Origin of the sequence: Asticcacaulis solisilvae, assembly GCF_017875235.1 — a bacterium.
Taxonomy (GTDB): Bacteria; Pseudomonadota; Alphaproteobacteria; order Caulobacterales; family Caulobacteraceae; genus Asticcacaulis; species Asticcacaulis solisilvae_A.
On the sequence record NZ_JAGGMI010000003.1, the window covers coordinates 425125 to 439449 of the forward strand.

Genomic DNA, 14325 nt, shown 5'->3' on the forward strand with positions numbered 1-14325 from the left:
CCCCCGGCAACAATTTAGGCGTGGTTCTCGTTGGCGGTCGAATGAAATTCGGCAGCACATTGGTAACCTGCGGCATAGGCTTCAGCTATCGTCCGAATGCCTCTGGCTTCAATATCAATGAGATATTCTAGGCCGGCGGTCGACAGCGTGACAACACCGCGCTCGTCCTCAAACAGAAAGCCCAGCCGCTTGCATTCCTCTTCGCCGAGGATGTCTGTCAGCCTTTGAATCTGCTGCATGTTTTGAAAGTCGAGGACGGGCATGGCGCCAACATATCACGGATATTCGGACCGCCAAGTCTTGGCTTTGGCTACGTTCCTCGCGATTATCGTTGCTTGGGAAAGAGCGCAGTGGACGTTCCCGGTCGGTTGAGCAAAATTACGGTCCACCGGGCGTCGACGTCGAGAATGCCGACCTAGTCTTTAGGTCTGCGGGGGGGCATTATTCGTACGGCAGCTCTCCAAATAGTCCAATCATCAAGTCTCCGCTGTACATTGAAAATGGGATTTCGACGTAGTGGTCCGGATGTCTTGGAAAGGCCTTGCCGTCACCCGGAGCATTTTTTGTATGGCCTCGAACACGCTCTCCGTTCTCCTTTATGAAAGGCAGAATAACGAGACGGCCGTGATTAGTGGAAAGGATCGTTCCCTCCCGCCATATGCTCTCACCGTCTTTGCCGTCCGAACTCGCAACCTCCTTTACCTGCCAACCGATGCTACCATCCGGTTCATACCAGAAGACGATGCCGTTTGAGACAAGCACGCGTTCTCCGCGCGCAAAAGCTTCGGCCAGCAAGCGCTGAACACTGGCCAGTTGCAGGAGTTGGTTTGCGCGAGGTAACAAGATTTTTCGTATTCGGCCTTTGGTCGTCGCCCAATTTGCGCCGCCGTCCAGCTCAAAACCGTTGGCAATCTTGGCACGCTCGCTCATGACGGCAGCTCGTTTGTTTGCGTAATACGGTTCCGACCAGGTGTTTTTTGCGGAGCGAAAAAGTAGCTTGTGTTCCCGCCAACGCCCGTCTTTCCAACCTACCTGGGCGACCCTTAGATAGGGCATTGCGGCTAGCTGTGTGGCCAGATCGTCTCTGTACTGCTCGGCTTTGGGGTCGAGCTGAAGGGAGGCTGCATCCGGCCTTGGCATCGTGCTGTGACGGCGCAGCGCTTCCGCAAGCATCAAGGTCTCCTCGTCTTGCAGGCGTTGCTTCGACTGCAACGCTTTGTCTCGCTTGAGTTCGAGCGCACGTCGAGATTCGGGGTCCATGGGCTGCTGGAGTAGAACGTTCCGCAAAATCGGATTCAAGGCCGTGGCGGCGGCGACAGCTGCGTCCCGATCTGGATAATGATCGATGAGGACCGTGTCGTCGTCTCCGCCAATAAGACGGTCGCGCCAAGCCGGGGCCTCGTCTCCCTTAGAGATTAGCTCGCGCATAAACCATCGACCGAAAAGAGGTCTATACTCCGGCCAGACCGCCAGAGGCGTGTCAGACGAACGCTTCATTTCGGACCATCGGAGCATCTTGATCTTCCTGTTCGACTGTAAGTGGAGTGGTCAGCATACGGCACGTTTTCCCCAAGAAAATCCAAAATTATTTTGATCGATCGGAACGAGGTAAGGCGTTGCGTCCATTGGACAATCGACCAGGCGCAAACCGGGCGATACGTGCGGGACACAAGAGCTTCATGTTCATGACGCTTGACGGGCTTCGCAAAAAAGAACAAATATAGAACAAATATATTAATTACTGCCATTTGGTGTCAGCAATAGCGCGCTCCAGAAAGGAACATTCATGCTATGTCACGACGAGATGCCGTCCGCATTGCCGAGCTGCGTGACCAGATCGAACGGATCAGCTGTATTGCCTCGCGTACCCGCTCTGTCCTTCCGTTTGGTATTTCCGAGATCGACCGCCGTCTTCCGAAAGGTGGGCTTGCCCTGGGCGCTCTTCATGAGATCGCCGGCGGCGCCAATGGAGCGGTAGACGGCGCAGCGGCAATTGCATTCGCAGCCGGCATTGTTGCGCGGACGGGGGGACAGGTGCTTTGGTGCTTCAGCCAAGCAGACCTTTTCAGCCCCGCACTCGCGCAATCGGGTTTGACCGAGGATCGCGTCGTATTCTTCGAGGCCCCGGATGACGAGACCATTCTGGGATGCTGCGAAGAGGCGCTGCGCCATGGAGGCCTGACGGCCGTCGTTGGCGAGGTCGCAAAGCTTTCCCGCACCTCTTCACAGCGCCTGCAAATGGCTGCCGAAACAACCGGCACCATGGCAATCGCCGTGCGCCGCTGGAAACGCCAGGTGGACGCGCGGGATTTCGGCAATCCAACGGCGGCCTATACGCGTTGGCGGGTAACGGAAACACAATCTGCCTCTCTACCGGTCCGCGGCGTCGGCCGGTCACGATGGTTATTGGAGTTGATGCGGTGCAGGGGAGGGGATTGCGCCGATTTTGAAGTCGAGGCGTGTGATGCCAAGGGTCTTATCGCTTTTCCTTCCAACGTGGCCGACCGATCGGCTTCGGCGGGCGAACAGCGACGCGCCGCCTCGTGATGTGCCGCTCGCTCTAAAATCGAAGGTCGGCTCGAAGCGGATCATATCCGCCGTCGATGATCTTGCGCGTCAGGCGGGGCTGTATCGTGGCATGCCTGTTGCCAAAGCGCAGGTACTGGTGTCCGGGCTACAGATCCTCGATGCCGATCCAGAGGCAGATGCACTTGCCCTTGAAAAGTTGGCCCGCTGGGCTTTGCGGCATTATTCGCCAATAGTCGCGGCCGACCCGCGCGATGGGCTGGTTTTGGACATCGCCGGCTGCGAACATTTACATGGCGACGAAGCCGGTCTCGTGGCGGACATGCGTCGCAGGCTGGACGAGGTCGGCGTGGCCACATATGCCGCCCTTGCCGATACTTGGGGCGCCGCGCATGGTTTGGCGCGGTATGGCGGAAAAACGGTCTGTATCGTCGCGCCTGGCGAGACATCGAAGACAATCGCAGCCCTGCCCATCGGCGCCTTGCGGCTAGATCCTGAACTGGTCCAGGAGCTGTTGCTTCTCGGGATCGACACCGTCGGCGAACTGGCGGCAAAACCGCGGGCGCCGCTGGCGCGGCGATATGGTCCAAGCATGTTCCGGCGGGTCGACCAGGCATTCGGCCGAACGGCCGAGCCGATTATTCCGGTGGAGTGTCCTGAGCTGATATCCGTTTCGAAGGTATTCGCCGAGCCCATCGGTGCGCCTGAAACCCTGGAAAAGTACACACGTCGTCTGGTCGCCCAGATTTGCCAACGACTTGAAGAGGCCAGCCGGGGCGCCCGGCGCCTGGACCTGCAGTTTATCCGGGTGGACAATCGCATTGAGGTCGTAAGCGTGGCCACGGCAAAGCCGGTACGCGATCAGCGGCGCCTAGCCAAATTATTATGCGATAAGATTGAGACTGTCGATCCTGGCTTCGGCATAGAAAAAATGGTGATGACCGCCATTCACGCAGAACCTTTGGCGTATAGCCAGATTGCAAGCAGTTTTGCAGAGGCCTCCCGAACCGAAGTCGAGGATCTATGGGATACGCTGGCCAACCGCTACGGCGAGGGACGTCTATTCCGTGCCGTGTCCGTTGCGACAGACATACCCGAGCGGGCGGTGAGACGCTTGCCGCCGACGGCAACGGATCTCGGATCGGTTCGGAACGCAAAGTTCCGGCGTCCGTTGCGGCTTTACAGGCCCGAGTCCATCCAAGCGCTGTCGGTCTTGCCGGACCACCCACCCAAGGCTTTTACCTGGCGCGGCCAGCGCTACGCGGTCGCACGTGCCGACGGGCCTGAACGTGTGAAGGGCGAATGGTGGCGGACAGACGGCGAAGCCGGCAAGGTCCGCGATTACTTCGTCCTGGAAGTGGAGAGCGGTGAGCGGTTTTGGGTTTTCCGGGCAGGCGACGGACAGCATAGCGATACCGGTTCACTGCACTGGTACCTTCACGGCAAGTTCGGTTAGCGAATATGGCTTATGTCGAACTGCAATGCGCCTCGCACTTCTCATTCCTGCAGGGCTGTAGCTCACCTGATGAGCTGTTTTTTCAGGCGCAGGCGCTGGGCATGGACGCCCTGGCGATCGCCGACCGCAATACTCTTGCTGGCCTGGTGCGAGCGCACGTGGCTTCGCAAGCCACTGGGGTCCGGCTGATCATTGGCTGTTGGCTGGACCTCAACGATGGCATGTCGCTTCTTGTCTATCCGACCGATCGCGCGGCCTACGGTAGGCTTTGCCGTATATTGTCGGTTGGCAAAGGCCGAGCCGGGAAGGGGAAGTGCGATCTTAGCTGGGCGGATGTCGAGGATTTTCATGAGGGCCTGATCGCGGTTCTGGTTTCGGACGAAGCCGACGAGCTTTGCGCGCAACGCCTGCGCAAACTCAAGGCGCTATTTGCTGATCGCGCCTACATGTCGTTAAGTCTGCGCCGCCGGCAGGGTGATCATTTGCGTTTGCACGCTTTATCACAGCTGGCCTTCCGACACCGGGTGCCGACCGTGGTGACCAATGACGTTCTCTACCATGTCCATGACCGCGACATGCTCCATGACGTCGTCACCTGCATCCGGCATAACTGTACGATCGACACCATGGGGAACCTCCGCCACCTCTATGCTGACCGATATCTGAAGGACGGTGCCGAGATGGCGCGGCTATTCGCCGACTACCGCGAGGCCTTAGCGCGCACCCAGGAAATAGTCGACCGATGCCGGTTTTCGCTCGACGAGCTCAGGTACCAATATCCAGAAGAAAGACTGATGCCCGGTCTGTCGGCCGACGAGGCCTTGCGCCGCCTGACATGGCAGGGCGCGAAATGGCGCTACCCCGAGGGTGTGCCCGACAAGGTCATCAGCCTTTTGAAACACGAGCTCGACCTGATCCGGCGCCTTGAATACGCGCCCTATTTTCTGACCGTGAATTCCATCGTCCAGTTCGCCCGGTCGAAGGACATCCTGTGCCAAGGACGCGGCTCAGCTGCCAATAGCTGCGTATGTTTCGTGCTTGGAATCACTTCGATCGATCCGGATCGCAATGATTTGCTGTTCGAGCGGTTCATTTCCGAAGAGCGGCGCGAACCGCCAGACATCGACGTCGACTTTGAACACCAGAGGCGGGAAGAAGTCCTGCAGTGGGTTTATGAGACCTATGGTCGAAACCACGCCGCCCTGACGGCCGTGGTCACTCGTTTCCGCACGCGCGGAGCCATCCGCGCGGTGCTGAAGGTGATGGGATATCCCGAAGACACGATCAAGACCTTATCGAGTCAAATCCATCATTGGCACCGCGGTGGCTTCAGCGAAGCCGACGCCGAGGGCCTAAGCATCAATCTGAAGGACCGGCGCCTGCAATTGGCCATCGCCCTGCATCGCGATCTGCTCAATGTGCCGCGCCATCTGTCACAGCACCCTGGCGGCTTCGTCCTGACGCACGACCGGCTCGACGAACTGGTGCCGATTGAACCAGCCGCAATGAAGGACCGCCAGGTCATCGAATGGGACAAGGATGACATCGACGCTCTGAAGTTCATGAAGGTGGATTGTTTGGCGTTGGGCATGATGAGTTGCATGAAACGCTCGTTCGATATGCTGGCGGACCACAAGGGCGTTCAGCTCGATATTGCCACCATGCCGGCTGAAGACCCGAAAACCTACGCCATGATCCGCAGGGCTGACACGCTCGGCACCTTCCAGATCGAGAGCCGCGCCCAGATGGCCATGTTACCGCGGATCAAACCCCGGACGTTCTACGACTTGGTCATTGAGGTCGCCATCGTCCGGCCAGGTCCGATCCAGGGCGACATGGTCCATCCCTACCTACGGCGCCGGGAGGGCAAGGAACCGGTCTCATTTCCGAAGCCCGAACTCGAAGCGATCCTCGGCAAGACGTTGGGTGTGCCACTTTTTCAGGAGCAGGCGATGCGTGTCGTCGTCGAATGTGCCGGCTTTAGCCCAGGCAAGGCCGATCTGGTCCGGCGGGCCATGGCGACGTTCAAGCACACCGGCGGCGTCTCGAAATTCCACGACGAGATCATCGAGGGGATGATGGCCAATGGCTATTCTGAGGATTACGCCAAGCAGCTGTTCGCCCAACTCGAGGGGTTCGGATCGTATGGCTTCCCTGAGAGCCACGCCGCGAGCTTCGCCTTGATCGCCTATGCGTCCGCCTGGATGAAATGCCATCATCCCGAGGTATTCTGCGCCAGCCTGCTCAACAGCCAGCCCATGGGCTTTTATGCGCCGGCGCAAATTGTCAGGAACGCTATCGAGCACGGTGTCGAAGTACGGCCGATCTGCGTCAACCGTTCGCGTTGGGACTGCACCTTGGAGCCAACGGACAGGGAAGGGCGCTTCGCCGTTCGCCTGGGTTTCCGCATGGTCAGCGGCGTCCGCAGCCACGACATCGCCGAAATGGTTCTTCATCGCGACGACATGCCGTTCAAATCGATACCAGAACTTTGGCGGCGAGCGCGAACATCGACCGCGACATTGCAGCGCCTGGCCAAGGCCGACGCTTTTAAACCGGCTTTCAGTTTGGCGCGACGCGACGCCCTGTTCGCGATCCGCGCGCTGGGGGACGGTGAACTGCCTTTGTTCGACCGTCTAATTGTTGGCGCCGGCCACAGTGCGCCAGGCGTGACAGAGCCCCCCATGGACCTAAAGCCAATGACGGCCGGCGCCGAGGTTGTAGAAGACTATAATCATGTCGGCCTGACCCTGGGCCCGCATCCTCTCAGCTTCTTGCGCGATGATCTAACGAAGCGCGGTATCATCACCTGCAAGGACGCCATGCGCTCAAAGGACAAGCGCTACGTCCAAGTCGCCGGGATGGTCCTTGTCCGTCAGCGACCGGGCTCGGCCAATGGCGTCATCTTCATGACAATCGAGGATGAAAGCGGTGACGCCAATATCGTAGTCTGGGAAAAGACCGGCGATGAATACAAGTCGGTGCTCTACGGCTCCAGCATGTTGCTCGTCAGCGGCTACATCCAGAGGGAAGGGGAAGTGGTGCATCTGATCACACGGTCGATGGCCGATCTATCGCCGATGCTTGCTAGCGTCGGTCGGAGGGATGTAACGCTCAAAGCGCCGCGCCAGCCCGGCGACGAATTCCGCAACGGTGGGCCGAACTGGGATCACCGAGTGCCGGGCTTCGTGCAGGATGGCAGCCTGAGACATTCGAGCCGGGATTTCAGGTAGCTCGTTGGTCCCCCTGTGCTGCTTCCTCTATAAACAGTAAACTGAAGTGCGCGGGAGCAGAAACCAATGACTGATGAAAACAGATTTCGCTCTGCTCTATCGGAGCTCTGGCGAGCGGGTCCACTTCACTGGGACAAACTCTACGCGATGCCAGAATTCGAAGCGCTACGTCATATATGTCTTCAGCGCTTCGGCCTTCGCGATGATCGCATTGGTACCCAGTCTGCATTGGGTGACGCACTCCAGTCAGCCGGGGCACCGTTCTGGATTTCACGCGACGCCGGTGTCTGGAACAGCGACATTGAGGCAGCCACTGAAATAATAGACACGGCTTTCACGCAAACTAGGGTCCAACTCCAATATCTTTGTCCTCTTAACTTAGCTGACGAGCTTCCCGCTCTCTCCTTTGGCAGTGCTACAATCCGTACCTTTGACGCCGCGGAGCTCAAAGACCTCTTCCAAGAAGCACGACTTCGGCACTACCCATGGATTAATTCGGTCGATTGGGCCAAGTATTCTGAATTCCAGTGGCTTGTTGTCTCCGACGAGCACGCCCTTCCAATGGAACCTGGCGAACGATCGGTCCCAATCCTGTATCAGCGCTTCGATAAAGACTTCGGTGAAATAGATCCTCATACACCGCAATTCCCAAATGCTTTAAACGAAGCAATATTTTTCCTCGCCTCGGCGCCTTGGCAGGACTGGGTGTCTTGGAAAGACTTCGACTGGCATCCGTTCAAAATTCCTTGGTACTATACCGCGTCCAACGACCTTCTGTCCCGGCCTTTGCAGCCTCAATCGCACGATACCCTTTCGTGGGAGCCATTCGTTTTTGAAGATCGCTATGGTGAGCAAGTTGAGATCGAGCGCCCTATCGTGCACCCTTTGGAAAACACCAGCACGATTGCCTCGACAATTTCAGAAGCCGCTTGGAATAACTGCGAACTGGCTAGACGTTCTCCCGTGTTCGCTCCACCGGTCACACATTTCCTGATCAAAGGCTTTACGGGGGAAGGAATAGAGGAATTTCTTGCTCACATTACGACTATTGAAGCCGGGCTAGGCGCAGCGCTGGACCATGTTATGAGCGGGCGAAAGGGCCAACGTCACAAGGACCTTCGAGCGACAGCTCGAGTCGCGGCCCGAGTTAGCGGATTGTTGGGTTCGGCCGCCGCGGGAGATGCCTACAAGACCCTGTTCAAAATTCGAAGTGAGTACCTCCACGGGTCCTGGACAGGTCCGATTCCGAGCGAAAAACGGGTACTGGCGAGGCGGATAGCACAGCAAGTTGTATGGAAACTGATTGAGCATGGAGCGTCATCAAATGGCGCAGTACCAAGGGATCAATTTCTGTCCGACGTCCTGGACCAGGGCAGCCCCAATACCTGAGTTCTTTAGACTTCTTGCCGCCGGAACTCGGATGACTACATACACGTTTTCGACGCAAAATTGGCAGGGGGCAGGGTGACACAAACCGGCATTCTCATTTCAGGCATCGTTAGCACTCTATCCACGCGCTGGACCCACGAAGTCCTCAGCCGGGACGCGCTATTAGAATTCGGCTTCGAAGTGCCGAATGGAGAGGGCATGTCCAAAGCTGAGCGCGTTCGGGCCGCAGTCGGCGAGATGACAAATGATCAGATCGCCGCTACCGCAATTGCAGTCGGCCAACGCTTCAATAACTTCGAACTCGAGGAGCTTGGCCAAAAGGAGGTTGAAGCCGCAGACCGCCAAATTAGCGCGATCACTCGTCGCGAAATTGGCAAATGTTTCGGCGACGATTTAATGGGGCAGGGAGACTTAATTAAAATATTGGCAGATTTGTTCCCGGATCGAATTATCGTCGAGGGCTTTGGCTACACGAACTTGGTCGATGAAATTGAGCGCCACATGCTGACGTTCCGCGGAGACTGGGAGGTCGACTATCTATTCAATGTCGTAGGGGCCGACCAATGTTCAACTAAGCGATTTTGCAGATTGCTTGAGGCCGCCCTGCATCCAATCGCTCGCGCCGGTCCAGAGCAAAAAGCATTGGCGGAGGAAATCAATATCCACCTTCGTCGTGACGGGTTCACGCTTACTCCATCTCAAGAAGTTTCCGGATATCCGATCTACAGCGTCGAACCAATAGGAAGGGGCGTCAAGGGCGCTGCCAAAAACCTAATTTTCGCTAGCGCAGGGCCCAAGCCTGAAATTGGCTTTGCAGACGCAATTAATAACGACATCATCGTGCTGTCGCATTGCGAAAGCTGCCTGGTGTACGACCAGCCTCTAAAAGTCGAGGGACTGCTGTGGGCGGACTTAGTTTCCTGGTGGACAGTAGTAAACCTGGATTCTGCGCCTGATCCCGCAAAAACCCTGGGCGAAAGGCTTCGATTGTCACTTCAGTCTGACGCGGAACGGAATCTGTTTGGCCAATATTTTAAGACATACAAAGCACGTTTTGGCTCCAGACTCCCCGCATTGATTCCGCAAGTCTACCTGCACTACGACCCAGCAATTGTCCGACGATTAACACACCGCGAAGGCCTTTTCCGTCAGCGCATGGACTTTCTAATGCTTTTGCCAAACGCCCAACGCGTTGTGATCGAAGTCGATGGATCACACCATTTTGCCGAGGGCGACCGGCCCTCCCTTCCTGCTTACGCAAATATGGTGCGGGCTGACCGAGAGCTGCGACTCCTTGGGTACGAAGTCTATCGCTTTGGCGCCAACGAGTTGGTGGGCAGAGGTTCGGAACAGGTTATTACAGCTTTCTTCGATGGGCTATGGAAGGCACATCGGCTCAGCTAGGCCCGCCACAGTCGGCTGTGGAAATTTCCTAATTGTGATCTAGCCCATTGACCCAGCCCCCTGAATTCCGGCCAGCAATTTGCAGAGTCGTCGATGAAGAGGATGGCCAATGCGCAAGAGCCGCTTTACGGAACAGCAGATCATATCGATGATCAGGGAACACGACGCCGGAGTTTCGGCGGCGGATTTGTGCCGCCGGCATGGTTTGTCGGAGGCGACATTTTACAAATACAAAGCCAAATTCGGCGGCATGACGGTGTCCGATGCGCAGAAGCTTCGAACCCTGGAGCAGGAAAACGGTCGGCTGAAGCGCTTGCTCGCCGAGGCGATGCTGGACAATGCTGCGCTGAAGGACCTGGCGACAAAAAACTACTGACGCCCGATGTGAAGCGACGGGCCGTACAGTCGATCATGACTGAGCATGGCTTGAGCGAACGTCGGGCGTGTCGCCTGGCTGAACTGGACCGGTCAACGTTTCAGTACGAGAAGCAAGTTGGCGGTGACGACACCCTGCGCACGCGCTTGCGTGAACTGGCCGGTGAACGCCGTCGGTTTGGCTATCGGCGCCTTGGCATCCTGTTGGCCCGCGAGGGCTTGGGCGCCAACCACAAGAAACTCTACCGGATCTATGCGGAGGAGAAGCTTGCCGTCCGCCGCCGTAGGGGCCGCAAGCGTGCGCTGGGAACGCGCCGTCCTATGACGTTACCGACAAGGCCGAATGAGCGCTGGAGCCTCGACTTCGTCTCTGACGCCTTGACCAACGGCCGACGGTTCCGCGTCTTGTGCGTGGTCGACGACTACAGCCGCGAGGCCTTGGCTACGCTGCCGGAGTTCTCGATCTCGGGCCTGCGGCTGGCTCGTGAACTCGATCGGCTTATCGCCGCTCGCGGCCGGCCGAAAACCATCGTCTCCGACAACGGCACCGAGATGACCAGCCATGCCGTCTTCAAATGGGCCCAGGATCGCCGCGTCGAATGGCACTACATCGCCCCTGGCAAACCCACCCAGAACGCCTTCATTGAAAGCTTCAACGGCCGCCTGCGGGACGAATGCCTCAACGAGCATCTGTTCGACAGGCTCTGCGAGGCCCGCCAGATTATCGAGGCCTGGCGTATCGACTACAATCTCAACCGGCCGCACACTTCGCTCGGCGGGCTGGCGCCGAGCCAGTTTGCTCAAAAATACCACCCACGACGGCCCGCTGCGCTTGAGCTCCGCAAGGGCTCCGCTCCGCGGGCCTTGACCCCGAACCAACAAACAGAAAGAAAGGCGAACGGACTCTCAGAATGAACGGCCCGGATCAAGGGGCTGGGTCACAACCCGCGTCGCAGCAGAGAGTCTGCAAAACTTCCACATACATTTTGTCTGCGTCCCAATACCGTCTGCTGGTGAGTTCCGACGTCAATTTCTAAAACTGCTTGGAGTTGAAAATGACGATTGACGAGCTTCGAAGCTGGCTTCTATCGACGGACGGACTAAAGGATGAATTGGAATTGTTGGCGAGACTGTCAGCAGCGAAAAGTCTACAAATCTCGTCACTTCGCCTTCCATTAGATATTTCTGAGTTTGAACCCAATTGGCAACGCCTTCTCCTTGGCGCAAGTATTTTAGCTCAGGGACAAGATACACTCGCCAATGACGCCGCTTTATTGATATCACACGCGGGCCTTCTCTGCTCCAATCGACCAGAAGTGCGGGATGCGTGCGGCCTAATTTTAGGTCAGCTCTCGAACTCCCGAGCCGTTAAATTAGCTGAAAATCGCGGCTTAATTGCAGATGGCCTTGAAGATCGTGTGGGCACCATAGAGCAAATGCTCACTGCACGCCGCGAAATTACCCAATCAATTTATTTAACAAACGCCGAAACCATCAAAGCAAACACGTTTCAAAGGGCGTTTTGGGACGGGCTCGAGCAGGCGCAATGGACGTCCGCTTCGGCACCTACTGCATCGGGCAAAACCTATCTAGTTTTGCAATGGCTTTTGAAGGAATTCGCGTATCGGCGAGCAACCTTAGCCGTGTTTATTGCACCGACGCGCGCCCTCGTCGGGGAAATTGAGCGTGAGTTATTGGATTTAGCTAACGCGCAAAATCTACACGACATTCGTGTCTCTTCCTTACCGCTCGCAGCACTCGGCGATCGACAAAAGCCTACAATATTAGTTTTCACTCAGGAACGACTTCACATATTTCTCAACGGGCTTAGTACCCCGCCCGGATTTGACATCGTCGTAGTTGACGAGGCGCAGAAAATAGGCGACGGTCTACGCGGCGTTATACTACAAGACGCAATTGAACGCCTAGAACGACTTAGCGACCGGACTAGGTTCATATTCTTAAGTCCTCTGACCGAAAATCCGGAACATCTCCTTTCAGATGCGCCCGATGGATCGGTCGTATCCGTAGTTCCAAGTGACACTTCAACAGTGACCCAAAATCTCATTGTTGCCGAACAACGCCCAAGAAAATCAGATGAGTGGCGACTATTACTTTACCGGGACGCTATTGTTTCACCTGTGGGTGAGTTTTATCTTCATGACCGCCCAGATAACATAAGAAAGAGAATTTCATATGTTGCGCTGGCAATAGGACGAGAGCAATCCGGCACACTTGTTTACGCAAACGGAGCTGATGAAGCAGAAAAGCTTGCCTGGCAGATTTATGATGGACTTGGCGACTCGTTCGCACTAGGCGACGAAGCAAAGACTGAACTTTTAGAGCTTTCCAGCTTCGCGCGTGATACCGTTCACCCGGATTTCCAGTTGGTTGATCTAGTAAAGCGCGGCGTTGCTTTCCATTACGGGAATATGCCCTCCCTACTTCGCTCTGAGATCGAACGGCTTTTTACCAAAGGAACCATACGGTTTCTAGTTTGCACGTCCACTTTAATCGAAGGGGTAAATCTAGCGTGCCGAACAATAATTGTCCGAGGTCCTCGCAAAGGCAATAACAAGCCAATGGGGGCACATGATTTTTGGAACCTTGCCGGACGAGCCGGACGATGGGGTAAAGATTTTCACGGTAATATCGTCTGTATTGATGTCAACCGGGCGGATGCCTGGCCAACCGGAACGCCTCGAAAAGTTCGCTATCCAATCAAGCGTGAGACTGAACAGGTTCTCGCCGCAAACAACGAGCTGTTACCCTATCTGGAAAATCGCTTAGACTTGTCCGTAGCCGGTCTAAATCCCCGTCTGGAACAAGTGGTTGCATACTTGTTGTCTTGGCATATTCGAACAGGCTCGTTCCTTAACTCACCCTCCGCGACTCGGCTGGAGGTGGAATATGCAACACAGCTGAATACTGCTCTTACGCAAATAGCGGCGACTATAGACTTGCCCATGGAAATACTTACACGCCATTCAGGCGTCAGCGCGATCGCGCTGCAAACCTTACTGAACTCATTTCGAGCCTACGAAGGTCCAGTCGAAAATCTTCTTCCATCCGATCCAGGCAGTGACGACGCTGTCGATCAGTTTGCCATTGTTTTCGATCGGATAGAACGCTTCTTATTTCCTGCGTTTAGTCCGCCAATTCTGCTACACGCGCTTGTTACAGTCGAATGGATACGCGGCCTACCGTTAGGCCAGATAATAAAAAATCGAATTTCCTACGCTGCTAGACATTCTCGAGCAGACAATATCCCAAAAATTATTAGGGACACGATGAAGGAAGTTGAGGAATTCGCGCGCTTCCGCGTTCCCAAATATCTTTCGGCATACCTAGATGTTATTCGCTTCCACATGCACGAGGTGGGCAAAGCGGAACTGTTTCCTGCTGACTTAAAATTCGATCTTTACCTTGAGTACGGCGTTGCGACCAAAACCTTATTGTCGCTCATAGGAATTGGCCTTTCACGAACAAGCGCAATTGCCATCAACGAGTACTTGGCATCCAACGACTTGGACGAGACAGCCGTAATCGAACGGCTGATTGACCGACGATGGCGAACTTTGGCAATTCCGTCCGTGGTGAAGAGAGAAATCGAACGTGTGCTGGCGCAGCGGTCCCGAATTCAACTTGCCGGCTGATTTTGCGTGCAGTTGGTTTGATAATTTCACAACTATGATGGCCACCTCGTCTTCTCGCGGTCTTTTTACGATGGTGCGCTCTTGCAATTAATTGCACGACGCGCTGATAGGCTTATTGCCGCTGGAAGGGGGCCACACGCAGCCTCGATCAGACTTAATTTAAGTCGTGATAATAGGGAGTTATCGCGAGTTAGAGCAGATTCCGATCACGTAGCATCGTATCCGGCTGCGGCGAACATGTTGGCGCATTCGGCTGGTGTGAAGATGTCGATAGCCTTGGCTATTG

General features: G+C 56.0%; 9 protein-coding genes. 7 read left to right on the forward strand and 2 right to left on the reverse strand.

Annotated elements, in window-relative coordinates; translation table 11 throughout:
- Positions 1-14 precede the first annotated feature (14 nt).
- Together J2X24_RS08380 and J2X24_RS08385 are read right to left on the reverse strand one after the other, a co-directional pair.
- Positions 15-263, reverse strand: a complete 249-nt coding sequence (locus J2X24_RS08380) for a hypothetical protein (protein ID WP_209719413.1) — start codon at positions 261-263, stop codon at positions 15-17.
- A gap of 178 nt (positions 264-441) precedes the next feature.
- On the reverse strand, positions 442-1428 hold the full coding sequence (locus J2X24_RS08385; RefSeq protein WP_209719417.1) for a hypothetical protein: 987 nt from the start codon (positions 1426-1428) through the stop codon (positions 442-444).
- 363 nt (positions 1429-1791) lie between these two features.
- Between J2X24_RS08385 and J2X24_RS08390 the strand changes: the two genes are divergently transcribed.
- The 7 genes from J2X24_RS08390 to J2X24_RS08420 all read left to right on the forward strand — a co-directional run bounded on the left by J2X24_RS08390 (position 1792) and on the right by J2X24_RS08420 (position 14039).
- Positions 1792-2547, forward strand: a complete 756-nt coding sequence (locus J2X24_RS08390) for an ImuA family protein (protein WP_209719420.1) — start codon at positions 1792-1794, stop codon at positions 2545-2547.
- Between the two features lies 1 nt (position 2548).
- Positions 2549-3982: a DUF6504 family protein gene (locus tag J2X24_RS08395; protein WP_310002931.1), complete on the forward strand. Its 1434-nt coding sequence runs from the start codon at positions 2549-2551 to the stop codon at positions 3980-3982.
- A gap of 5 nt (positions 3983-3987) precedes the next feature.
- Positions 3988-7215, forward strand: a complete 3228-nt coding sequence (locus J2X24_RS08400) for an error-prone DNA polymerase (RefSeq protein ID WP_209719426.1) — start codon at positions 3988-3990, stop codon at positions 7213-7215.
- Between the two features lie 66 nt (positions 7216-7281).
- Positions 7282-8604, forward strand: a complete 1323-nt coding sequence (locus tag J2X24_RS08405) for a hypothetical protein (protein ID WP_209719429.1) — start codon at positions 7282-7284, stop codon at positions 8602-8604.
- A gap of 75 nt (positions 8605-8679) precedes the next feature.
- The gene (locus J2X24_RS08410) at positions 8680-10008 is read left to right on the forward strand and encodes an AbiJ-related protein (RefSeq protein ID WP_209719431.1); all 1329 of its coding nucleotides are present in this window, start codon (positions 8680-8682) and stop codon (positions 10006-10008) included.
- A gap of 109 nt (positions 10009-10117) precedes the next feature.
- Positions 10118-11298 (forward strand): IS3 family transposase gene (locus tag J2X24_RS08415; protein WP_245344528.1). Its coding sequence is split into 2 segments (ribosomal slippage): positions 10118-10367 and positions 10367-11298, totalling 1182 coding nucleotides; the frame shifts between segments, so codons are not numbered across the junction.
- A 140-nt stretch (positions 11299-11438) separates the two neighbouring features.
- On the forward strand, positions 11439-14039 hold the full coding sequence (locus tag J2X24_RS08420) for a DEAD/DEAH box helicase (protein ID WP_209719433.1): 2601 nt from the start codon (positions 11439-11441) through the stop codon (positions 14037-14039).
- Positions 14040-14325 lie beyond the last annotated feature (286 nt).

What these genes read in the sequence shown, in the direction of transcription:
- J2X24_RS08380 (WP_209719413.1), bottom strand. Translation starts at nt 263, where the DNA reads ATGCCCGTCCTCGACTTTCAAAACATGCAGCAGATTCAAAGGCTGACA.
- J2X24_RS08385 (WP_209719417.1), bottom strand. Translation starts at nt 1,428, where the DNA reads ATGCGCGAGCTAATCTCTAAGGGAGACGAGGCCCCGGCTTGGCGCGAC.
- J2X24_RS08390 (WP_209719420.1), top strand. Translation starts at nt 1,792, where the DNA reads ATGTCACGACGAGATGCCGTCCGCATTGCCGAGCTGCGTGACCAGATC.
- J2X24_RS08400 (WP_209719426.1), top strand. Translation starts at nt 3,988, where the DNA reads ATGGCTTATGTCGAACTGCAATGCGCCTCGCACTTCTCATTCCTGCAG.
- J2X24_RS08405 (WP_209719429.1), top strand. Translation starts at nt 7,282, where the DNA reads ATGACTGATGAAAACAGATTTCGCTCTGCTCTATCGGAGCTCTGGCGA.
- J2X24_RS08420 (WP_209719433.1), top strand. Translation starts at nt 11,439, where the DNA reads ATGACGATTGACGAGCTTCGAAGCTGGCTTCTATCGACGGACGGACTA.